This window comes from Vibrio nigripulchritudo, from assembly GCF_027924785.1.
In the GTDB taxonomy this organism is placed as follows: domain Bacteria; phylum Pseudomonadota; class Gammaproteobacteria; order Enterobacterales; family Vibrionaceae; genus Vibrio; species Vibrio nigripulchritudo.
On the sequence record NZ_AP027049.1, the window covers coordinates 834,270 to 855,282 of the forward strand.

At 46.7% G+C, this 21,013-nt stretch carries 19 protein-coding genes and 1 tRNA gene; 12 read left to right on the forward strand and 8 right to left on the reverse strand.

Features of this window, described 5'->3' with window-relative positions; translation table 11 throughout:
* Positions 1-9: 9 nt before the first annotated feature.
* From pth to lolB, 4 genes are all read right to left on the reverse strand, one after another.
* A complete protein-coding gene (gene pth, locus QMG91_RS04070; RefSeq protein WP_004401504.1) occupies positions 10-600 on the reverse strand; it encodes an aminoacyl-tRNA hydrolase in 591 nt (196 codons plus the stop codon).
* Between the two features lie 161 nt (positions 601-761).
* The gene (locus QMG91_RS04075; protein WP_004401505.1) at positions 762-1,706 is read right to left on the reverse strand and encodes a ribose-phosphate pyrophosphokinase; all 945 of its coding nucleotides are present in this window, start codon (positions 1,704-1,706) and stop codon (positions 762-764) included.
* A gap of 28 nt (positions 1,707-1,734) precedes the next feature.
* Positions 1,735-2,607 (reverse strand): 4-(cytidine 5'-diphospho)-2-C-methyl-D-erythritol kinase, encoded by an 873-nt coding sequence (gene ispE, locus QMG91_RS04080; RefSeq protein WP_281829050.1) that lies wholly within the window; start codon positions 2,605-2,607, stop codon positions 1,735-1,737.
* Positions 2,604-3,251 carry a lipoprotein insertase outer membrane protein LolB gene (gene lolB / locus QMG91_RS04085; protein ID WP_281829052.1) on the reverse strand — a complete coding sequence of 216 codons (648 nt, stop codon included), beginning with the start codon at positions 3,249-3,251 and terminating at the stop codon, positions 2,604-2,606. The genes ispE and lolB overlap by 4 nt, the downstream gene beginning before the upstream one ends.
* Before the next feature lie 140 nt (positions 3,252-3,391).
* Here lolB and hemA point away from each other — a divergent pair, with 140 nt between their 5' ends.
* Genes hemA through kdsA form a run of 6 tightly spaced genes read left to right on the forward strand, consistent with a single transcriptional unit; the run spans position 3,392 to position 8,714 of the window.
* Positions 3,392-4,648: a glutamyl-tRNA reductase gene (gene hemA / locus QMG91_RS04090; RefSeq protein WP_004401508.1), complete on the forward strand. Its 1,257-nt coding sequence runs from the start codon at positions 3,392-3,394 to the stop codon at positions 4,646-4,648.
* Between the two features lie 18 nt (positions 4,649-4,666).
* Entirely contained in the window at positions 4,667-5,755 is a 1,089-nt protein-coding gene (gene prfA / locus QMG91_RS04095) for a peptide chain release factor 1 (RefSeq protein ID WP_004401509.1), read from the forward strand.
* 9 nt (positions 5,756-5,764) lie between these two features.
* Positions 5,765-6,613 (forward strand): peptide chain release factor N(5)-glutamine methyltransferase, encoded by an 849-nt coding sequence (gene prmC, locus QMG91_RS04100; protein ID WP_281829055.1) that lies wholly within the window; start codon positions 5,765-5,767, stop codon positions 6,611-6,613.
* A 39-nt stretch (positions 6,614-6,652) separates the two neighbouring features.
* Positions 6,653-7,036, forward strand: a complete 384-nt coding sequence (locus tag QMG91_RS04105) for a SirB2 family protein (RefSeq protein WP_004401511.1) — start codon at positions 6,653-6,655, stop codon at positions 7,034-7,036.
* Between the two features lie 3 nt (positions 7,037-7,039).
* Positions 7,040-7,849 carry a SirB1 family protein gene (locus QMG91_RS04110; protein ID WP_004401512.1) on the forward strand — a complete coding sequence of 270 codons (810 nt, stop codon included), beginning with the start codon at positions 7,040-7,042 and terminating at the stop codon, positions 7,847-7,849.
* Between the two features lie 13 nt (positions 7,850-7,862).
* The gene (gene kdsA / locus QMG91_RS04115; RefSeq protein ID WP_022603200.1) at positions 7,863-8,714 is read left to right on the forward strand and encodes a 3-deoxy-8-phosphooctulonate synthase; all 852 of its coding nucleotides are present in this window, start codon (positions 7,863-7,865) and stop codon (positions 8,712-8,714) included.
* A 57-nt stretch (positions 8,715-8,771) separates the two neighbouring features.
* On the opposite strand, the gene QMG91_RS04120 is transcribed toward kdsA, so the two are convergent.
* Both QMG91_RS04120 and QMG91_RS04125 read right to left on the reverse strand, forming a co-directional pair.
* Positions 8,772-10,010, reverse strand: a complete 1,239-nt coding sequence (locus QMG91_RS04120; RefSeq protein ID WP_281829058.1) for a sensor histidine kinase — start codon at positions 10,008-10,010, stop codon at positions 8,772-8,774.
* Positions 10,010-10,690, reverse strand: a complete 681-nt coding sequence (locus tag QMG91_RS04125; protein WP_004401515.1) for a response regulator transcription factor — start codon at positions 10,688-10,690, stop codon at positions 10,010-10,012. Before QMG91_RS04125 ends, QMG91_RS04120 begins: the two co-directional genes overlap by 1 nt.
* Positions 10,691-10,821: 131 nt before the next feature.
* On the opposite strand from QMG91_RS04125, the gene QMG91_RS04130 reads away from it, so the two are divergent.
* Positions 10,822-11,604: an efflux RND transporter periplasmic adaptor subunit gene (locus tag QMG91_RS04130; protein ID WP_281829060.1), complete on the forward strand. Its 783-nt coding sequence runs from the start codon at positions 10,822-10,824 to the stop codon at positions 11,602-11,604.
* On the forward strand, positions 11,605-14,625 hold the full coding sequence (locus QMG91_RS04135; RefSeq protein WP_281829062.1) for an efflux RND transporter permease subunit: 3,021 nt from the start codon (positions 11,605-11,607) through the stop codon (positions 14,623-14,625).
* Between the two features lie 61 nt (positions 14,626-14,686).
* Here QMG91_RS04135 and QMG91_RS04140 read toward each other — a convergent pair whose 3' ends face one another.
* Positions 14,687-16,582, reverse strand: a complete 1,896-nt coding sequence (locus tag QMG91_RS04140; protein ID WP_281829064.1) for a methyl-accepting chemotaxis protein — start codon at positions 16,580-16,582, stop codon at positions 14,687-14,689.
* A gap of 349 nt (positions 16,583-16,931) precedes the next feature.
* Here QMG91_RS04140 and ushA point away from each other — a divergent pair, with 349 nt between their 5' ends.
* Complete coding sequence (ushA, locus tag QMG91_RS04145) at positions 16,932-18,587, forward strand: bifunctional UDP-sugar hydrolase/5'-nucleotidase UshA (RefSeq protein ID WP_281829066.1); 1,656 nt, start codon at positions 16,932-16,934, stop codon at positions 18,585-18,587.
* Positions 18,588-18,667: 80 nt separating this feature from the next.
* Positions 18,668-19,150, forward strand: coding sequence for a Cys-tRNA(Pro) deacylase (ybaK, locus tag QMG91_RS04150; protein WP_281829068.1), 483 nt, complete (start codon positions 18,668-18,670; stop codon positions 19,148-19,150).
* A 642-nt stretch (positions 19,151-19,792) separates the two neighbouring features.
* On the opposite strand, the gene QMG91_RS04155 is transcribed toward ybaK, so the two are convergent.
* Positions 19,793-19,869, reverse strand: a tRNA-Pro gene (locus QMG91_RS04155).
* A 264-nt stretch (positions 19,870-20,133) separates the two neighbouring features.
* Between QMG91_RS04155 and QMG91_RS04160 the strand changes: the two genes are divergently transcribed.
* On the forward strand, positions 20,134-20,274 hold the full coding sequence (locus tag QMG91_RS04160; RefSeq protein WP_004401522.1) for a DUF3149 domain-containing protein: 141 nt from the start codon (positions 20,134-20,136) through the stop codon (positions 20,272-20,274).
* Between the two features lie 139 nt (positions 20,275-20,413).
* Entirely contained in the window at positions 20,414-20,995 is a 582-nt protein-coding gene (gene smrA / locus QMG91_RS04165; RefSeq protein WP_281829071.1) for a DNA endonuclease SmrA, read from the forward strand.
* Positions 20,996-21,013 lie beyond the last annotated feature (18 nt).

The following is a 21,013-nucleotide window of genomic DNA, read 5'->3' on the forward strand; positions in this document are numbered from 1 at the left end:
ATAGTAACCTTATTCAGCTTTGAACGTGTGTAAGCGATTTTGTGCTTTAGTGAGTCCGTCTTTGAGCAAGATATCTAAGCTGCGAACCGATTCGTCCACCGCTGCATCTATGCATTCTTGCTCTTTGGATGGGGCTTTGCCTAATACATAGCCCGCCACTTTATCTTTGTGCCCCGGATGACCAATGCCAATCCGAAGACGATAGAAATCTTTGTTATTGCCTTGTTTACTGATGATGTCTCTCAGACCGTTATGCCCGCCATGACCGCCACCTTTTTTGAATTTAGCCACACCGGGAGGCATGTCGAGTTCATCGTGTGCCACCATGATCTCTTCTGGCTTAATTTGGTAAAACTTGGCAAGTGCCGCAACAGCTTTGCCAGACAAGTTCATAAAGGTCGTGGGGATCAGTAAACGGAGATCTTGTCCATCAACCATGATTCGACCAGTGAGTCCGAAAAATTTTGCTTCATTTTTTAGGGTTACGTTGTGTACCCGCGCTAATTCTTCTACTGCCCAAGCCCCTGCATTATGTCGGGTTCTTGCGTATTCTGGACCCGGATTCGCTAATCCAACCAGAAGTTTTATGGTCTGACTCAAGGTAATGGTCTCTCTGCATAATCAAAAAGCGCGCTATGATAGCACACTTCAAACTTGTTAGGCGACAGGATGTCGATTCCCTGTATGTGCAAAGGTTTGAGGGCGATCGATAGATAAAAAAATGCCCCGCATTTGAGCGGGGCATTTTAAAAAGACTGTTCTTAGTTGAACATTGCAGAGATAGACTCTTCATTGCTAATACGACGAATCGCTTCAGCCAGCATGCTAGACAGAGTAAGCTGAGTTACTTTGCCTGTTGCCGCCATTTCTTGAGGCAATTCGATGGAGTCAGTGATGATCACTTGGTCCAGCACTGAATTCGCAATGTTTTCCGCAGCGTTGCCAGAGAATACAGCGTGAGTCGCGTAAGCAAATACTCGCTTAGCACCACGTTGTTTCAAAGCTTCAGCCGCTTTACACAATGTACCACCAGTGTCGATCATGTCGTCAACGATGACGCAGTCACGACCTTCCACATCACCAATTAGGTTCATTACTTCAGAAACGTTGGCGCGAGGACGACGCTTATCAACGATAGCGATGTCTGTATCGTCCAGAGCTTTTGCCGTTGCACGAGCACGTACAACACCGCCAAGGTCAGGAGAAACGACAACCGGATCTTCCAGACCACGAGCACGCATGTCTTCTAGCAGTACTGGCGTACCGAAGATGTTGTCTACAGGAACATCGAAGAAGCCCTGAATCTGTTCTGCGTGAAGGTCGATAGTAAGAACGCGGTCAACACCAACGTTAGAAAGGAAGTCTGCAACAACTTTAGCAGTGATTGGCACACGAGCAGAACGCACACGACGGTCTTGGCGAGCGTAACCGAAGTAAGGGATAACTGCTGTAATACGGCCCGCTGAAGCACGGCGCATCGCATCAATCATTACCACCAACTCCATTAGGTTGTCGTTGGTTGGTGCACAAGTCGATTGGATGATGAATACATCACTACCACGAACGTTTTCGTTAATTTGGACAGCGACTTCGCCATCTGAAAAACGTGAAACAGTTGCGTCACCTAGTGAGATGTATAGACGATCAGCAATACGTTGGGCTAGTTCAGGTGTAGCGTTACCAGCAAATAGCTTCATATCAGGCACGGTAGAAACCTCAGGTTTGCGTCCAGTTTTAGATAGATTGTGAGTCGGCCGATTGGTACCCGGCCAATCTTTCTTTTAGAGGCGAAAGATTTACGCCTGCAGCCACAAATGCATGTACATCATTTGGTAGCTGAGAGAGCACTGAATTTGCTTCTTTTTTGCTCGAAAATTCGCCAAAAATGCATGATCCGGTGCCCGTCAATCTTGACGGCGCGTATTGTAGCAGCCATGAAAGTTGCTTATCAACCTCAGGATAGAGTATTCGAACGATTTTTTCGCAATCGTTTTCGTATGGTGTGTCAAGAAGCGTTGCCAGATCTCGTTTTGGTGTGTTTCTTGTCAATTGTGGGTGAGTGAAAATGTCGGCTGTGGCAATCGACACATTCGGTCTGATAACCAGATACACTTTTTCTTCTGGCTCAGCAGAATACAACTCTTCTCCGACGCCTTCAGCAAATGCCGCATGACCGCGAACAAATACCGGGACATCAGCCCCCAACGCTAAACCGATATCGGCAAGTTCATCATCGCCTAAATTGGTTTGCCACAGATAGTTCAGAGCCACCAGAGTGGTTGCAGCGTTAGAAGACCCGCCACCAATACCACCACCCATTGGCAATACTTTATCCAGTTCTATATGTGCACCAAGCTGGCACCCTGCTTTGTTTTGCAATGCAGTCGCTGCTTTCCAGATGAGATTGTCTTCAAGAGAAACCCCTTCAATCTCTGGAGTTAGCGTGATTTCGCCTGTCTGATTTGCGTGGATAACCAGCTCGTCACCATGATCGATAAACTGAAATAGCGTCTGTAGCTCATGGTATCCATTCGGGCGCTGACCAGTGATATAGAGGAAAAGGTTCAGTTTGGCGGGAGAAGGCCAAGTAGTTTTGCGAGAAATCATTGAGAAACAATCCATTTCGAAACGGCGATTTTTATTTTTGTCTGGTCTTGTTTAAGGGTCAGGCTAGAGGGCAGTACATATCCGCTCTCTTCGGTATAGCGGTTGAAAGTCATGTCCCACGGTTGTCCGTTAATCTGCTTAGAGAGGACACTAAGCGTATTGGACTCGTTCAGTTCATAGTAATCTGCGCCAAAAGGTGAACCTTTAACCCATTCACTTAACTGGTCAACAGGAATACTCAACCCCGTAAGCCTGTATACTAGGATATTGCTGCTAACATGACGAAATGTTTCACCTTCGTGGTTTACAACGGTAGCACCTGTTTCGTCAACGGTGAGGAGTAGAGCGGTTTGCCCAAGCAAGGTTGTCAGGCGGAGTTCTTCGGAGTCTGGACTTTTTTTCCAATAGAAATTCAGGCTTTGACGTCTATCTTTTCCGATGTAAGCCATTTTCCCTGTGAGTGCATAGTTTTGCAGGGTTTCCAGTTTTTCCTGATGGTTAACCCAGTCGACCGGTTGGTCTGATACCTCGGGTAATGTGGTACAGGCGCTTAAAAACAAGGTAAAAAGTAAGGTCAGGAAGGCACGTGCCTTAGTAAAAGATAAAAGGCGCATAGCAGTAGGTGAATGGAATGAATTAGTCAAACTTTGCTCCACGTAACACTGATTCGGCGCTCACTATACCATTTTATTAACAGAGTGTTTAAATCCCCCCTTTAAATAGGTGCTTCCATAAAGTAAAATTCCAACTCTTACAGTATTTTCGGACAGAGATCTCTCACTACATGTCTTTGCTTGCCATTGGTATCAATCACAATACGGCCTCAGTCGAATTGCGAGAAAAGATCGCTTTTTCTCCCGACAAACTGACTCAGGCACTATCTGAGATTGCTAACCGAGCGAGCATCAACGGCGGCGTGATCCTATCAACCTGTAACCGCACTGAAATTTACTGCGATGTTAAAAACGCGGGGAAAGGTCAGATAATCGACTGGTTAACTGACTTCCATGGTGTTGGATCTGCCGATCTGATGCCTAGCCTTTATATCCACGAAGAACAGTCTGCCATCAAGCACTTGATGAGGGTGGCTTGTGGTTTGGATTCCCTTGTTTTAGGTGAACCGCAGATTCTGGGGCAGGTAAAGCAGGCGTTTTCGGATGCCAGAGATGGTAAAGCCGTCGATGCAACGATGGAGAAGCTGTTCCAAAAAGCTTTTTCTGTTGCTAAGCGAGTGCGTACCGAAACGGAAATCGGTGGAAATGCCGTTTCCGTTGCTTATGCCGCATGTACGTTAGCCAAGCATATCTTCGAATCGATTGAAGATACGACTGCCTTGCTTGTAGGTGCAGGTGAGACCATTGAGCTCGTCGCAAAACACCTGGACGGGCATGGCTGTCGCAACATGATAGTGGCCAACCGAACGCGAGAACGTGCTCAGACGTTAGCGGATGATTTCGGCGCGTCGGTGATCAGTCTGCCGGAAATACCGGATCATTTGCCGAAAGCTGATATTGTTATCAGCTCCACAGCAAGCCCCCTGCCGATCATAGGGAAAGGAATGGTAGAAACGGCTTTAAAAGCCCGCAGGCATCAGCCTATGCTGATTGTAGATATCGCGGTGCCCAGAGATGTAGAAGCTCAAGTTTCTGAATTGGACGATGCCTACTTATATACAGTGGATGATCTTCAATCTATTGTTGATAAGAATATAGAGCAGCGCAAAGTCGAAGCCATTCAGGCGGAAGCGATAGTCGCAGAAGAGAGCGCGTCATTCATGACATGGCTGCGTTCATTGCAAGCGGTAGACAGTATTCGTGATTACCGTGATTCAGCCAACTCCATCCGAGAGGAGTTGTTAACAAGAAGCCTGCAATCGCTCGCATCTGGTGGTGACCCAGAAAAAATTCTTGTTGAATTGAGCAACAAACTGACAAACAAGTTAATTCACGCTCCCACTCGTGCTCTGCAAAGTGCCGCTGAACAAGGTGAGCCAGCGAAACTAACAGTGATAAGAGAGAGTCTCGGTCTCGATGACTCCTAACATTATTTAAAGAATATTATGAAATCTTCAATTTTGACCAAGCTTCAAACGCTGGTAGAGCGTTACGAAGAAGTCCAGCATTTGCTTGGCGATCCTGAAATCATTGGTGATCAGGACAAATTCCGTGCCCTTTCTAAAGAGTATTCTCAACTGGAAGAAGTGACTAAGTGCTTCCAGTCGTACCAGCAAGCGCAAGACGATCTTGAAGCCGCAGAAGAGATGGCGAAAGAAGACGATGCAGAAATGCGCGAAATGGCGCAGGAAGAAATCAAAGAAGCGAAAGCATCAATTGAGCGTCTGGCGGATGAACTTCAGATTCTGCTTCTTCCAAAAGATCCAAACGATGACCGTAACTGCTTCCTTGAAATCCGCGCCGGTGCGGGTGGTGATGAAGCGGGTATCTTTGCTGGCGACTTATTCCGCATGTACAGCAAATACGCGGAAAAGCGCGGCTGGCGTGTAGAAGTCGTGAACTCTAACGAGTCAGAACACGGCGGCTACAAAGAGATGATAGCCAAAGTGGTTGGTGATGGTGCATACGGTGTATTGAAATTTGAATCTGGTGGTCACCGTGTTCAACGTGTACCAGAAACCGAGTCTCAAGGTCGTGTTCACACGTCTGCGTGTACAGTTGCCATCATGGCAGAAATCCCAGAAGCGGAGATTCCTGAAATCAAAGCGGCTGATCTGAAAATCGATACCTTCCGCGCATCTGGTGCGGGTGGTCAGCACGTTAACACCACTGATTCAGCAATCCGTATTACGCACTTGCCAACGGGTACAGTGGTAGAGTGTCAGGATGAGCGTTCTCAGCACAAGAACAAAGCGAAAGCGATGTCGGTACTGGCTGCACGTATCATTCAGGCGGAAGAAGCCAAGCGTGCTGAAGAAGAATCCACAACGCGTCGTAACCTTTTAGGTTCTGGTGACCGCAGCGACCGTATTCGTACTTACAACTACCCTCAGGGTCGCGTATCTGATCACCGTATCAACCTGACTATCTACCGCTTAAACGAAGTGATGGAAGGGGACATGCAGTCTCTGGTTGATCCTGTGATTCAGGAACATCAGGCGGATCAGTTAGCAGCATTGGCTGAGCAAAACTAAATTTTTTCTATGCCATTAAGTATTGAAGACACCCTAAAGGCGGCAACGGAAAAGCTGATAGAAAGCGGCAGCGAATCGCCGTCTTTGGACGCGGCTGTTCTGCTTTGCCATGCTTTGGATAAGCCTCGAAGCTACCTTTTAACCTGGCCAGAAAAATTACTCACCCCTGAACAGGACAAAGACTTTGTATCGCTATTGGAAAGACGTCAGAACGGAGAACCCGTAGCATACATTGTCGGTGAGCGAGAGTTTTGGTCATTGCCGCTTAAAGTGTCTCCTTCAACGCTGATCCCTCGTCCAGACACCGAAAGGCTGGTAGAGCTGGCGTTAGAAAAGATAACGTCCACATCAGGTTCTGTACTAGATCTTGGTACCGGAACGGGTGCCATTGCATTGGCGATAGCGAGCGAGCTGCCCAGCCATAACATTGTCGGTGTCGACATTCGTGAAGAAGCAAAAACACTGGCAACGGAAAATGCTCAGCAGTTAAACCTCAGAAATGCCTCATTTCTTCAGGGAAGTTGGTTTTCGCCTGTCTCCGAAGGAACGAAATTTGCTTGTATAGTGAGTAACCCTCCCTATATTGACGCTTGCGATCCACGCCTTAAGCAAGGCGATGTTCGGTTTGAACCGCTGAGTGCGTTGGTTGCAGACGAGAAGGGAATGGCGGATCTCAGCTATATCGCAACACATGCTAAAAGCTATCTTGAGCAAGATGGCTGGCTTCTTATGGAGCATGGTTATGAACAAGGGAAAGCTGTGCGGGATGTGCTGGAATCACTGGGGTATTCAGACGTTGCCACTGAAAAAGATTATGCAGGTAATGATCGGGTCACACTCGGTCGCTATCAATCTTAATGCGGAATGATCCGCTCACCAAACTTATAGAAAACCATTATGTACGTAGCGCTAAAACATTTTCATATGCTTACCATAGCGATCAGTGCTTTGCTATTCGTGATTCGGTATGCGCTGATGGTGGCGAAGTCGCCAGTGCTGGAAAACAAGTTTCTGAAGATTTCACCGCATGTTAACGACACCTTGCTGTTGCTTTCTGGCATCGGATTGGTTGCTATCACAGGGTTTGTGCCATTCACCCCTGCGGGATTGTGGCTCACAGAAAAAATAACTTGTGTGTTGGCGTACATCGCCCTTGGTTTTTTTGCATTAAAATTAGGTAAGAACCAACTGCTGAGAGCGTTTGCTTTTTTTGGCGCGCTAGGCTGGTTGGCTATGGCAGGGAAACTTGCTGTGACAAAAGTGCCGTTATTTTTAGGTTAAATCATGTTTAATCTGTTCGACGAAGACTTAGACAATATGACGTTGGTTGAAGGGGCATTGGCGCTAAACGTCGCTGTAGACCCGGAAACCAACGTGCAATGGGCGAATCTGGAATTGGATCGCCTGTTGAAAGAAGCCGAACTGGAGCTTAGCCATGAAGTCAATGAGCAAGCGAAGTTCGATGCGTTTTTGCGTCTTTTTTATTGCCAGTGGCAGTTTGAAGGCGATAGCGAAGCGTATTTTGCGAGTGAAAATGCGTTCATCGATAAAGTGTTAGAACGCCGAAAGGGCATTCCTGTGAGTTTGGGAGCACTGCTTTTGTTTTTTGGGCAGAAGCTTGGGTTTCCGATTGATGGGGTAACCTTTCCGACCCAGTTCTTAGTGAAAGTGAGCTGGCATGGTGAAACGGCAAAATACATCAACCCCTTCAATGGTGAGTACGTCAGTGAACAAACGCTTAGCGCGTGGTTGATTGGTCATGATGGACCGCTTGCCAAAATTACACCTGAACACCTTGCGACAGCTGATCACCCAACCGTTATTGGTCGCTGGCTAGCCCTGATCAAGTCTGCTATGTTGCGCGAAGAGCGCTACACGTTAGCGCTAAATTGTACCGACCTGGCTTTGACTTTCGTACCTGATGACCCTTATGAAATCCGAGATCGCGGGTTTATCTACCAACAGCTAGATTGTCATCAGGTCGCTGTGACTGACTACCAGTTTTTCATCGATCAGTGCCCAGATGACCCAGGCGCTGAACTGCTCAAGGCTCAGGTTAACAGCATGAGCGAAACCCGAATTACGATTCACTAGACGAGACATTCAAATGGAACATAAAACCGTCAGAATTGGCGATCTTGAGGTCGCTAACGATAAGCCGTTTACACTTTTTGCGGGCATGAATGTCCTTGAATCTCGCGATCTAGCGATGCAAATCTGTGAACATTACGTGGAAGTAACTCAGAAACTGGGTATTCCTTACGTATTTAAAGCGTCTTTTGATAAAGCCAACCGTTCTTCCATCAATTCGTACCGTGGTCCGGGTATGGAAGAAGGCATGAAGATTTTCCAAGAACTGAAAGACACTTTTGGCGTGAAAATCATCACGGATATTCATACTGAAGAGCAGGCGCAACCTGTATCAGAAGTGGTGGACGTGATTCAGCTTCCGGCTTTCTTAGCTCGTCAGACAGACCTGGTTCACGCTATGGCGAAAACGGGTGCCGTGATCAACGTGAAGAAACCTCAGTTCATGAGTCCGGGTCAGGTAGGCAATATTGTCGACAAGTTTGAAGAATGCGGTAACGATCAGATCATTTTGTGTGAGCGTGGTTCTTGCCATGGTTACGATAACCTAGTAGTGGACATGCTGGGCTTTGGTGTTATGAAAAAGGCGTCGAAAGGCAGCCCAATCATCTTCGACGTGACTCATGCATTGCAAATGCGTGATCCTTCTGGTGCGGCTTCTGGTGGTCGTCGTGAGCAAACCGTTGAGCTGGCAAAAGCGGGCTTAGCGACAGGCATTGCAGGTTTGTTTATTGAGGCGCACCCGAACCCAGAAAAAGCATTGTGTGATGGTCCATCAGCATTGCCACTAGATAAGCTGGAACCTTTCCTGGCGCAAATGAAAGCGCTGGATGACCTGATTAAAGGTTTCGAGCACATTCAAATCGATTAATTGTTTCTAAGAACAAAAAACGGGCTAAATAATTAGCCCGTTTTTTATGCCTGTTTTCTATTCACAATTTTTGTTCATTCTGGCAATGCAGCCGCCATTAGGGTGGTTTTGAATTGAAAACGCCCAACCGTAGCTTTCGCAAAGCCGCCTTACGATAAGAAGTCCGAGCCCATGCTCTGTCGTCGTATTTCCCGTCAATCCGGTTCCGGAATCCTGAACTGAGATTTCACTGTGATTAATCGCTATGTTAATTTCACCAGATTCGGTATGCCGGACCGCATTATCCACAAGATTTTTAAGAATCATGGACAACACAGCAGGGGGCAGATTAGTCGATGCGCCTTTTGGCGCGTGGATTTGAATATCAAGGTTCGGATTGGCGTTTTGGTAGTCTTCCAAAACAAAACTTGCTTCTGAAACACCGTATTCCTTGCCTGTATCCCCGGCATTTTCTTGCTTAACAATACTCAGCAACACTTCAACGGTGGCTTGCATCTCTTTTGCAGATTTTATGATGCGAACACGCTGTTTCTCTCGAAAATCATGATCCTCTTTCATACCTTGCAGGTTAGCGGCTCCAAGGATGATGGCTATAGGGGTTTTCAGCTCATGGCTGGCGTATTTGGCAAACATCAGCTCCTGCTTGGCTACTCGCTCCTTCATTTCTGAAAACTGATTCAGCTTCTCGGTAAGTTGTTCCAATTCCAGAATTGAGTCGTTTGACAGGGTAAATCGCTGTTTTCCTTCGACACTGAGTTGATTACTCAATTCAGATATTGGGCGCATAATCACCCTAAACATCTTTTTCAATGAGAGTTGGAGAACCAGCACCAGAATGCCAGTAAACACCATAGAAATGATAAAGATGAAATCCCAGGACTCATCGCCAAAGTCTTTGGCGTTGACCGCAATGGTCATAAACAGCGGAACCTCTTTTCCGTCGGGACCAAGGAATCGGGTATGAAAAATAAAATAGCCCTCATTAAAAATGTTTCGATTGGAGGATATTTCATCTACCGGGAAGGGCATGAGGGAGCGGATCTCTTTGGGAAGAGCTGTCTCACTGAAATAGGCTTTGATAAACGGGCTGACTTTCTCAAATTTTTTGGGTTGGTCCTGATATCTCTCTATCGCCAGTTCTTTAAACGACTCTAAGTGAACGGCGGTGTGTCTGTCTTCACTTAAAATCAGATACGCCGCTAAAGAGAGGTAAATCAGCGCGGTCAAACCAAAAGCAATGAAGCTGTATGAGCGTATAAGCTTGCGTTTTATGTCACTGATGGAAAGAGCTTGCATCACTTTTCCAACCTTAGCCCAACTTTGGGAACGGTTGTCAGAAGCGGGCGTTCAAAGGGTTTGTCTACCACATTCCTCAGAAGATAAAGATGGCTTCTGAGCACGTCATTGTCTGGAATATCCTCTTTCCATATTTCATGAATCAGACTTTCGCGAGTGACAATCTCCGGGGCTGCTTTCACCAGTTTAACCAAAATTTGGTACATGACTGGGGTAAGAGAAAGCAGAGTGCCAGAACGGTAAACCTGATGAGTAGACTGATCGATAGTGATTTCACCGAACGAAAGCTGATTACTGGCAACTTCACCGCGATAGCGTTTTATTAATGCCGCCAGGCGTACTTCGAGTTCATCAAAATCAAAAGGTTTGGTGATGAAATCGTCGACCCCATTTTGATAACCATTGAGCAGATCTTCTTTGCTGTTGAGTGCCGTTAACATTAAAACGGGAAGGTCATTGCCTGCGTTACGCAATTCCTTAATGACCTGAATACCGTCTTTTTTAGGCATCATGACATCGAGGATTACTGCGTCGAAACGGCATTCAGTGGCGAGCTGAATTCCTTGTTCGCCGTCGGATGCAAAATCGACATCTGCTCCTTTGACTTCAAGAAAATCTGCCAGAATGCCTTGGAGTTCAATGTTGTCTTCAACGATCAATATCTTCTTATCTTTCAGCATCTTCTGTCGCTCTTTTTTTCATCTATGCACAGTGTAGCAACTTCGTGTCGAATTTATGTCGAAATCTGACTTTCACAAAACTTCGACATAGCTGCCTGCAGACTTTCCTCATCAATTAGGAGAGACAAGTTATGAAAATTGGCAAATCCCTACTCGTTGCCACAGCGTTGAGTGGTGTATCGATTCAAATTAGTGCGTTGGAATTGTTAGGGCAGGTTCAGCTTATTAATCCCGTTCATTTAGTGTCGCAGGTCAGTGGTGTGCTGGAAAAGGTAGACGGTCAGGTAGGTGAAAGCGTTAAGTCTGGGAGAAAACTGACGACGATACAGGTATTCGATTATGAGTTAGCCGTAAAGAAACAAGCTGCTAACTTGGCGTTAGCCAAAGCGGATATGACCATCAAACAATCCATTTATCATCGTTATCAGACTTTAAAGAAAAAGAAGAGTCTGTCGCAGAATGAGCTGGATGTGGCAAAAGCGGATATGGATTCAGCGAGAGCAACGGTGGAGCTAGCCCGCATTCAACTTGCTGAAGCCAAAAACAATTTAGAAGACACGGTGGTCGTTTCGACGATAGACGGCATTATCACTCAGCGACATGTCGAGAGTGGAGCCTGGGTTGATCGCGGGACACCGCTATTTCAAGTGGCGAACATCGATACTGTTCGCATTCGTTTCTTTGCCAGTCAGTATGATCTGGATGAGCTGCGTATTGGTATGCCAGTCGAGCTTTGGTTGGAAGGGAGCAGAGATGAAAAAGTGACAGCTCGCATTGAGCGCATCGGCATTCAGCCTGATGACCAATCCAAGTCTTATCCGGTTTTTGTCAGCATTGACAACATAGATCATGTCTACAGACCCGGTATGACGGTGTACGCATCCACTCAAAGCTCAAGTGTAAAGGGGGAGTAGATGAAAGGTTTCATTCGTTATTTTGCTTCCCGCCCTATGGTGGCAAGAGTGATCACTATGATGGTTCTACTGGTGGGAATCGGCTCTGCCAGTATTGTAAAACTGCAGGAATTGCCGGATGTGGCGTTTGCTGAGGTAACCATCACTACTCAGTACCCTGGCGCGTCAGCTCAGGATGTCGAGCTCAATATTACCAATCGAATAGAAAAAGAACTCAGAAGTGTTCAGGGGCTGAGAAAGTTTACTTCGTCTTCGGTTGAAGGCATGTCGGAGATAACGCTGGAGTTGGATGAAAGCAGCAATCTGACGAAAGTAGTGAGTGATATTCAGCAAGCCGTTGACCGAACTAGCGGGCTGCCAAAGGACATTTCAGCGCCCCCATTGGTGGAACAAGTCAGCACCTCTTCCTTTGAAGTTCTTCGCTTTGGTGTTGTGACAGACAAAAGCTATTCAGAACTCCAACCCTACGTTCGGGATTTGGAAAAGCAGCTTCGTACCTTGCCGGGTATTGGCTCTGTCAGCATGAATGGGTTTCGTGAACGGGAATTCTGGATTGAAGTCGATCCGGTAAAAGCCAACCGATACCGCTTATCGCTCGATCAGATCATCAATGCGGTGAAGAGTCGAAACTTGTCGCAGTCTGGTGGTGTTGTCGAATCCTGGAACAGCGATCAGCGAATTGTGACGCTCACTCAAATCCAGTCGGTTAAGGAGCTTGAAAACACCATAATCGCATCACTTCCCAGTGGAGAGATTATCAGGGTAAAAGACATTGGGTCGGTCAAAGACGATTTTGAGCGCAGTACTCAGGTCAGTGTTATCAACGGTGAACAGGGGGTGCTGTTTACGCTATCGAAAAGTGCTCATGCAGACATCAAAGCTACCATTGCGGGCGTATTGGCATTTCTGGATAGACAGTCACAACAGACCAACGGAGAGTTTCGCTTTCCTGTTGCCTTGAATCTGGCGGATGACATGTCATCCAAATTTTCCATTGTGTCTGTCAATGGTGGAGTGGGATTGGTTCTGGTTCTGCTGGTACTCAGCCTGATTTTAAAGCGTCAGGTGGCGTTTTGGGTATCGGTGTCTATTCCGTTTAGCGTGCTTGGGGTAGTTATTTTGTTGCCCGCTTATGGGATGAACCTAGACAGTATCACGCTCGCCGCCATGCTATTAGTGATTGGTATTATCGTAGACGACTCCGTGATTGTGGCTGAAAGCGTGTATCGCGAATACCAACGAGGGAAGAGCGGCTTGGAAGCGGCAATTGCTGGCACGCAGAAGGTCATTAAACCCATTGTTGCCAGCCTGACCACCACTGCGCTGGTATTCATTCCCATGTTCTTTATTCCCGGTGTGTTAGGTAAAGCCGTGGTGGTGATTCCTATTACCGTGATAACCGCTCTGCTTTTCTCACTGGCAGAATGCACTTTTACTTTGCCTGCCCATTTGGCTTCTTCACTCGAAAAAGAGGGGCTGAAAAACAGCAAACCAGACAAATTTAACGCCTTAACGGAGCAATACCAAAAGCTACTCAGTTGCAGTTTAAATCACAAAAAGAAAGTACTGGGTTTGTCTGTTGTTGTACTTGGCATTGGAAGTTTTCTGGTGACTTTCATGAAGCTGGATTTCTTTCCTGCTCAGGCGGCTAAGTACATTGAAGTGTATACCGAAGTTGCGCCAGGAACGCCAAATGACCAGCTTCGTCAGCAACATGAAGCGCTCGAAAAAGCGATTCAAAACCTGCCGGAGTCGGAACTCAGTAGTTACCAAATGACCTACGGTTCGCCGGTAAGCCGTGGTCAGATTAACCTGACGGACTTTGATCAGAGAAGCCGAACAGCAGATGAAATCAGCGATGCACTTTTGGATGAGTTGAGCTCGGACAAAAAGCTGGAGTTTGTGAAATTCAGTGTGGATGCAGGAGGCCCGCCACCGGGCGAACCTGTCGAGATACGAGTGATAGGAAATGAGCAGGTTGAACGGGAGCACGCGGTTTCACTGGTTCAGTCCTGGATGCAGGAGCACCAAGGGCTGGATACGGTGACGAATAGCGAAAGTTTGAAAGACACACAGCTAAAAATTATTCCTCAGCATGAGTGGCTAGCCCGTTATAACCTGACTGTCCAGGATCTGGCGAGCACGTTACGTATTGCTTTCGATGGAGAACAGGTCACATCAACTTGGCTGGCGGATGAAGAGGTGAATCTCAGAGTCATTCTGACGAAGGAGTATCGAAATCTGCAAAAACTCAGCACCACTAAGATTTACACCGCAAATGGTGAGCAAGTGCCATTGAGTCGCCTTGCAACTGTTGAGCAGTATGATTCTCCAAGAGAAATACTGCATTACAATGGCGACAGACAAATTATGGTTACTGCGCAGATTATTGATGAGAACCTGACACCAGACGAAATTTCGTCGAATATTGCCCGAGATTTAGCCAACAAAGTTGGCGACTCTGTGATTCTTGATATTGGTGGTGAAGCTGAATCTACCAATGAGACATTCGGTGGCATCTTGATTGCCTTCCCTGCGGCTTTACTTGGGATCTATTTTGTTCTGGTGATCATGTTTAATTCCATGTTGCAGCCGCTACTGGTGATGTCAGTCATTCCATTTGCGCTGGTGGCATCGTTAATGGCGCTGCTGGTTCATCTTCAGGATATCTCTCTGTTCGCACTTATCGGAGCGCTGGGGATGATGGGGGTAGTGGTCAACAACACCTTGGTGCTCATCAATCAAATCAACGTGTTAAGAGAGCAGGGCTACGCAAGCTATGACGCAGTGATTGAAGCTGCAAGCAGCCGGCTAAGACCAATACTTCTCACATCCATTACAACGGTAGTAGGCTTGATTCCTCTGGCGTACGGTCTGGGGGGAACCGACGTGTACATGGGACCCATGTCCCTGACTCTTGGATATGGATTGTTGTTCTCCTTACCCGTTGTGCTGTTCGTGGTGCCTTGTCTCTACCTGCTTTGCTTTGGTCGCTCTCAGGTAAGCGAATCCAGACAATGAAGTTTCAACCAGAAAGAAAAACGGGCTGATTAGCCCGTTTTTTACGAAAGGTTTAAAGCAGTTAGAGCTTAAAGCGTGACACTTCTTGGTAGAGTTCACCAGAAATGCTGTTCAGCTCAGAAGCCTGAGCGCTTGCATCCTGCGCCTGATTCGCCAGCGCTTGCGAAACGTCTTTCACTTCATTGGTGTTACGAGTAATTTCTGCAGTCACAAGTGATTGCTCTTCTGCCGCTGCCGCAATCTGGCTTGCCATGTCATTAATCAAGTTGGCAGATTGGGTAATGCGCTGCAAACTTTCTGAAGCGATACGGGCATCATTAACTGCTTTTTCGGCATTCCCCTGACTGGTCTGCATGGATGACACCGCACGTTGCGTAGTGCTTTGCAGAGTTTCGATGTTGCGGTTGATTTCTCCAGTTGCATCGTGTGTTCTCTGGCTCAATACGCGAACTTCATCGGCAACTACTGCGAAGCCGCGACCTTGCTCGCCTGCACGTGCCGCTTCAATTGCTGCGTTCAGTGCCAGCAGGTTAGTTTGCTCTGCGATTTCCTGAATGGTCGACAGGATACTGCTGATTTCCTGCGCGTGCTGCTCAAGTTCTTCAATTACGTTTGTCGCGTCACTGATGTCGGAAGCCAGAGACAGAATCGATTCCTGGCTATTCAGAACCTCGCGTTCACCCTGATTAGAAATCTCAACCGTCGCCGCACCCTCGCGTGCGGTATTTTCTGCATTGTTTGCGATTTCTTGAGTCGCGCTCGACATCTCTGTAACGGCTGTCGCCACCATATTGATCTCCTGTTGCTGGTGATCAATACGCTGCGCGTTGTCGTCTGCATGACGAGAGGTCATATCCGCCTGACTGGATAATTGCGTCGAGTAGTTGTGAATGTTAGACACCAACTGGTGCATTTTTTCAGTGAACTTGTTGAAGTTCGATGCCAGTTGACCCACTTCGTCATTCGACTGAATGGCAATGCGCTGAGTCAGGTCGCCATCACCTTCCGAGATCTCTTCCAGTGCTTTGCTGACTTGGGTAAGCCCTTTCAACTGGAAAGAAACCATCCACCAGATAATAAACAGCACAGCCAGTGCGACGGCAACACCTGTAAGGATAAGCTGTTGCAGCAGCGCGTCGTGGTTGGCTTCTTCAGTTGCGCGATCCATCTCTAGTGCGAAAATCCAGTCGCTGTTAGGAACCGACGCAAAGTAAAGCAGCTTTTCAGCACCATTGCGGACAGAGATTTCAATACGCTGATTGTTTGAAGCTGCCGCGATATCGCTGTTCGACAATGTCGGAACATAGCGACTGAAAGGGGTCATCAAGAGTGACTTGGTAGGGTGTGACAAGATGGTGCCTTCTTCATTCAGCATCATTGCAAACGCATTGTCACCAACCTGATAGCTATTGATGTTCTTTTGAATGGACTCAAGCTTCAGGTCTGCCCCCAGAACACCAATCATCTGCCCGCTGGCGTAAACCGGAGTAGAGATGGTCAGCATCGTATGACCTTGCTGAGCACCTACGTAAGGCTTGGATACGATGGTTTTTCTTTGGCTGGACGCCTGTTTAAACCAGTCTCGACCTCGAGCGTCGAAATCTGGGTAAGGGCTAGAAGAACCTGCTAGATATACATCGCCATTCATTCTCGCAAAGAACACCTCGTCAAATTTGCCCGCTTGTTTTGCTTGAGGCATTGCAACGATTGCTTGTTCCAGAGAAGTGACGGTTGCGGTGGCATCCACCACATCCATGTGAGACACCAGCCAGTATTCCAGAGATTCAACAGCGGTATTCGATAAGCTTATCGCGCGGTTGTAAACACCGTGACGCGTTTGCTCAAAAAGAATAGATGAAGCCCGCCAAGTCAGTATTGAAGTGATTATCGAAATACAAACGAGTACGGAAATAGTGATCTTGACTTTAAGAGATAAGTTTCTTGCTGAAGTAATCATAACTGCCTAGTTTTGAACATAAGATTTACTTTATGGTATGTTGTGCGAAAAGTATCCTAATTGCTCGGTGAATACAAGATTAAGAGTAAAAATTACACACTATTTTATTATCTCACAGGTAAACGTTTGCTTGTGATCAGAAAAGTAATGCTGTGTAAGCGTGGAGTTTTGTTACACATATAGAACCTGATTTGGGTGATCTATCCATCATAAATATGAAATGCAGATGTTTGTTTTCCTTGCTTAATTTAAACTCCTTCAAGTTTTTATGATTTAAGCGACAAGTTCGCTTGATTTTGCATCAATTTCGATGCCGCTGGACTCCTACTAATTTAAAAAGGTTATAACAATGAAGGAACGCCTGAGTTTGAAGGCTGCAATTGGCGCAGCATTACTTGCGACTTTTTCTGTTTGTGCAACTGCATCAACATGGGAAGAGGACACAACTTACAAGCTTACGGTTTTGCACACCAATGACCACCACGGTCGTTTCTGGCAGAACAAATACGGTGAGTATGGTATGGCTGCTCGTAAGACGTTGATCGATGAGCTTCGCTCCGAGATTCGTGCAGAAGGAGGAAGCGTACTGCTGCTTTCTGGTGGTGACATCAACACTGGTGTTCCTGAATCTGACCTACAAGATGCAGAACCTGATTTTAAAGGCATGAAAATGCTGGGTTACGATGCAATGGCGCTTGGTAACCATGAATTCGACAACCCGTTAGAAGTGCTTGAAAAGCAAATCAAATGGGGCGGGTTCCCAATGCTGTCTGCCAACATTTACGATAAAGAAACTGGCGAGCGCAAGTATCAGGCATACCACATGTTTGAAAAGCAGGGCATCAAAATTGCGGTTATTGACCTGACAACAGAAGACACTGCGAAAATCGGTAACCCTGAGTACATCAGCGGTTTGGATTTCCGCGATCCTAAGGTGGAAGCGAAAAAGCTGATTGCCGAACTGGAAAAGTCTGAAAAACCTGATCTTATTTTTGCGGTTACGCACATGGGTCACTACGAAAATGGCAACCGTGGTATCAATGCGCCGGGCGATGTTGCTTTGGCACGCTATCTTGATGAAGGCTCGCTGGATATGATCGTAGGCGGTCACTCTCAGGAGCCTGTGTGCATGGAAGGTCCAAACGTTGCGAAGAAGAAATTCAAACCTTCTGACGAGTGTAAGCCAGACCAGCAAAACGGTACCTGGATCGTGCAAGCTCACGAGTGGGGTAAATACGTTGGTCGTGCTGATTTTGAATTCCGTAACGGTGAGCTAGAAATGGTCAGCTACGATCTGATTCCAGTTAACCTGAAAAAGAAAGTGAAGGTTGATGGTAAGAAGAAACGCGTGCTGATCGAGAAAGAAATCCCACAGGATCCAGAAGTATTGGCATTCCTGCAGCCTTATCAAGAAAAAGGTCAGGCAGAGCTGAACGTTAAGATCGCCCAAACCAATGGCAAACTGGAAGGTGACCGTAACGTAGTTCGTTTCCAGCAAACGAATCTTGGCCGTCTGATTGCAACGGCACATATGAAGCGTGCGAAAGCTGACTTTGCTGTGATGAACTCTGGTGGTGTTCGTGACTCGATTGAAGAAGGTGCGGTTACATACAAAGATGTACTGACGGTTCAACCATTTGCAAACATTCTGACTTACACCGACATGAGTGGTGCAGAGGTTCTGGATTACCTAAATGTTGTAGCAACTAAGCCAGTTGATTCAGGTGCGTACGCTCAGTTTGCTGGTATTTCTATGACCGTAGAAAATGGCAAAGTAAGCAATGTTAAGATTGGTGGTCAGCCGCTCGATAAAACGAAAACTTACCGCTTCACAGTACCGAGCTACAACGCGGCTGGTGGTGATGGATACCCTAAACTGTCGGGTCATTCAGGTCACGTGAACACCGGTTTTGTTGATGCAGAAGTTCTGAAGGACTACCTAGAAAACAACAGCCCAATCGACGTGAATGCATACCAGCCGAAAGGTGAAATGGTATACAAGTAATTGACCTGCTGAGGTAATTACGATTTGATAAAGGCGGAGCAGATGCTCCGCTTTTTTGTCTCTACTGGAAATCCATCGTCATGACACCAGCCATCAACCTTGCCAAAAAGAAGAAAACCCCTCACAAGGTTCACCAATACAAACACGATCCTAATAACCAGAATTTCGGGCTAGAAGCGGTTGAAGCTCTGGGGCAGGATCCGAACTGCGTATTTAAAACTTTATTGTTTTGTCTGGATGGGCAAGACAAAAATCTTGCTGTTGCGGTTATTCCTGTGAATGAAAAACTGAACCTGAAACTGGCAGCCAAAGCAGCAAAAGGGAAAAAAGCGGAAATGGCAGATCCCAACATCGCCCAGAAAACCACGGGATACATCGTAGGGGGTATCAGCCCGCTCGGACAAAAGAAAGTCCTGCCAACCTTCATTCACTCTTCTGCTCTCACACTAGAAACCATGTGCGTCAGTGCAGGCAAGCGAGGTTTAGAAATCGAGCTCGCTCCAAACGATCTTGCCGCATTGTGCCGAGCTCAATTTGTCGACCTGTGTTTATCAGCTGAATAACGTATTAACTTCGTTACCTGAAACGAAAAGACGAGCCTGAAGGTAAGGCTCTAAAATGTGGTCGGTGAAGAGGGATCCGATGCGGCTGGGCTTCCAGCCCCCGACCCGAATGCGTCGCGAATACAGACTTCTCCAAAACGAAAAAAGCCTCGTCCGAAGACAAGGCTTTAAAATATGGTCGGTGAAGAGGAATTCGATGCGACTGGGCTTCCAGCCCCCGATCCGAATGCGTCGCGAATACAGACTTCTCCAAAACGAAAAAAGCCTCGTCCGAAGATAAGACTTTAAAATATGGTCGGTGAAGAGGGACTCGATGCGACTGGGCTCCCAGCCCCCGACCCAAATTCGTCGCGAATACACACTTCTCCAAAACGAAAAAAGCCTCGTCCGAAGACAAGGCTTTAAAATGTGGTCGGTGAGAGGGATCCGATGCGACTGGGCTTCCAGCCCCCGACCCAAATGCGTCGCGAATACAGACTTCTCTAAAACGAAAAAAGCCTCGTCCGAAGACAAGGCTTTAAAATGTGGTCGGTGAAGAGGGATTCGATGCGACTGGGCTTCCAGCCCCCGACTCAAATGCGTCGCGAATACAGACTTCCCCAAAACGAAAAAAGCCTCGTCCAAAGACAAGGCTTTATAATATGGTCGGTGAAGAGGGATTCGAACCCCCGACCCTCTGGTCCCAAACCAGATGCGCTACCAAGCTGCGCTATTCACCGATTTTTTATATCTCGTCTCAAGGCTTTGCCTCAAGACGGATGCGTATAATACGGTTTCTGGCGGCAGACGCAAGTGATTTTCCTAATAAATCCCAACTTATTGATTGTTTGGTTAGATGATGCGCAAATATTGGTAATCTGTGACTAAAAACACATCGCTATAAACAAAATTATTACGTCGGAATTACAGTTGATCTAGATCAGTGCTTAAAGAGTAATCGAGTATTAACGTTAACCTTGTCTTTCAACACTGACGGAGGAAACATGGACTTTTGGCTAGATCTCCTATTTGGTAATGCTGTAGGGCTGTCTTCAATGATAGTAATATTCGGCGCAATTGGTCTGATGCTGTTTTTCGGCACCTTCTTCGTCTACAAAGTATTGAATGACAAATCTCCTCACTAGATCGCTTAGCAATTAACTAAATTGCACCGAAGAAAGTTCCATGCTTTCTTCGGTTTTTCTTTTCTCTAAACACTGCATAAAAACGAATCTTGAGGTTATAATCCGGCTATGTATTTCATGATGCATTCGAGATGACCCCATGTCTCAAGATGACGATTTAGATCTCTTCCAGCAAATGATGAGTGATGTCACGCCAATCAAACATGACACCGCAATCCATGAGAAGAAACACCAGGTAACAGACGCCCAACTTGCTAAACGCGAAGCGGCAATGTCTCTGTCGGAAGATGACCCAGAATATCTTTCAATAGACCATGCTCCCATGCTTAAACCTGATGACTTGGTTGAATACCAGAAACCGGGTGTTCAGGATGGCGTTTACCGCAAATTGAGATTAGGCAAGTACCCGATTCAGGCAAGACTCGACTTACACAAAAAGTCGCTAAAAGAAGCGCGTGATGAAGTGGTTAAGTTTTTAAGGCAATGCCAGAGAATGGATATCCGCACTGTCGTGATTGTTCATGGGAAAGGAGAGCGCTCTAACCCTCCAGCACTGATGAAAAGTTACGTGGTGAACTGGCTTTCTCAAATCAAAGAGGTGATGTGCTTTCATAGTGCTCAGCGTTTTCATGGTGGCACGGGTGCCCTCTATGTGATGCTGAAGAAAAGTGCAGATAAGAAGCTGGAAAATCGCGAACGCCATCAAAAGCGCATGAGCTAAAACCATTGAGTATTTCTT

Coding starts and splice junctions, on each gene's coding strand:
- QMG91_RS04110 (WP_004401512.1), top strand. CDS start 7,040: ATGTTTAATCTGTTCGACGAAGACTTAGACAATATGACGTTGGTTGAA.
- QMG91_RS04130 (WP_281829060.1), top strand. CDS start 10,822: ATGAAAATTGGCAAATCCCTACTCGTTGCCACAGCGTTGAGTGGTGTA.
- kdsA (WP_022603200.1), top strand. CDS start 7,863: ATGGAACATAAAACCGTCAGAATTGGCGATCTTGAGGTCGCTAACGAT.
- QMG91_RS04120 (WP_281829058.1), bottom strand. CDS start 10,010: ATGCAAGCTCTTTCCATCAGTGACATAAAACGCAAGCTTATACGCTCA.
- QMG91_RS04105 (WP_004401511.1), top strand. CDS start 6,653: ATGTACGTAGCGCTAAAACATTTTCATATGCTTACCATAGCGATCAGT.
- ispE (WP_281829050.1), bottom strand. CDS start 2,607: ATGATTTCTCGCAAAACTACTTGGCCTTCTCCCGCCAAACTGAACCTT.
- prmC (WP_281829055.1), top strand. CDS start 5,765: ATGCCATTAAGTATTGAAGACACCCTAAAGGCGGCAACGGAAAAGCTG.
- QMG91_RS04160 (WP_004401522.1), top strand. CDS start 20,134: ATGGACTTTTGGCTAGATCTCCTATTTGGTAATGCTGTAGGGCTGTCT.
- hemA (WP_004401508.1), top strand. CDS start 3,392: ATGTCTTTGCTTGCCATTGGTATCAATCACAATACGGCCTCAGTCGAA.
- prfA (WP_004401509.1), top strand. CDS start 4,667: ATGAAATCTTCAATTTTGACCAAGCTTCAAACGCTGGTAGAGCGTTAC.
- ushA (WP_281829066.1), top strand. CDS start 16,932: ATGAAGGAACGCCTGAGTTTGAAGGCTGCAATTGGCGCAGCATTACTT.
- ybaK (WP_281829068.1), top strand. CDS start 18,668: ATGACACCAGCCATCAACCTTGCCAAAAAGAAGAAAACCCCTCACAAG.
- QMG91_RS04140 (WP_281829064.1), bottom strand. CDS start 16,582: ATGATTACTTCAGCAAGAAACTTATCTCTTAAAGTCAAGATCACTATT.
- smrA (WP_281829071.1), top strand. CDS start 20,414: ATGTCTCAAGATGACGATTTAGATCTCTTCCAGCAAATGATGAGTGAT.
- QMG91_RS04125 (WP_004401515.1), bottom strand. CDS start 10,690: ATGCTGAAAGATAAGAAGATATTGATCGTTGAAGACAACATTGAACTC.
- QMG91_RS04135 (WP_281829062.1), top strand. CDS start 11,605: ATGAAAGGTTTCATTCGTTATTTTGCTTCCCGCCCTATGGTGGCAAGA.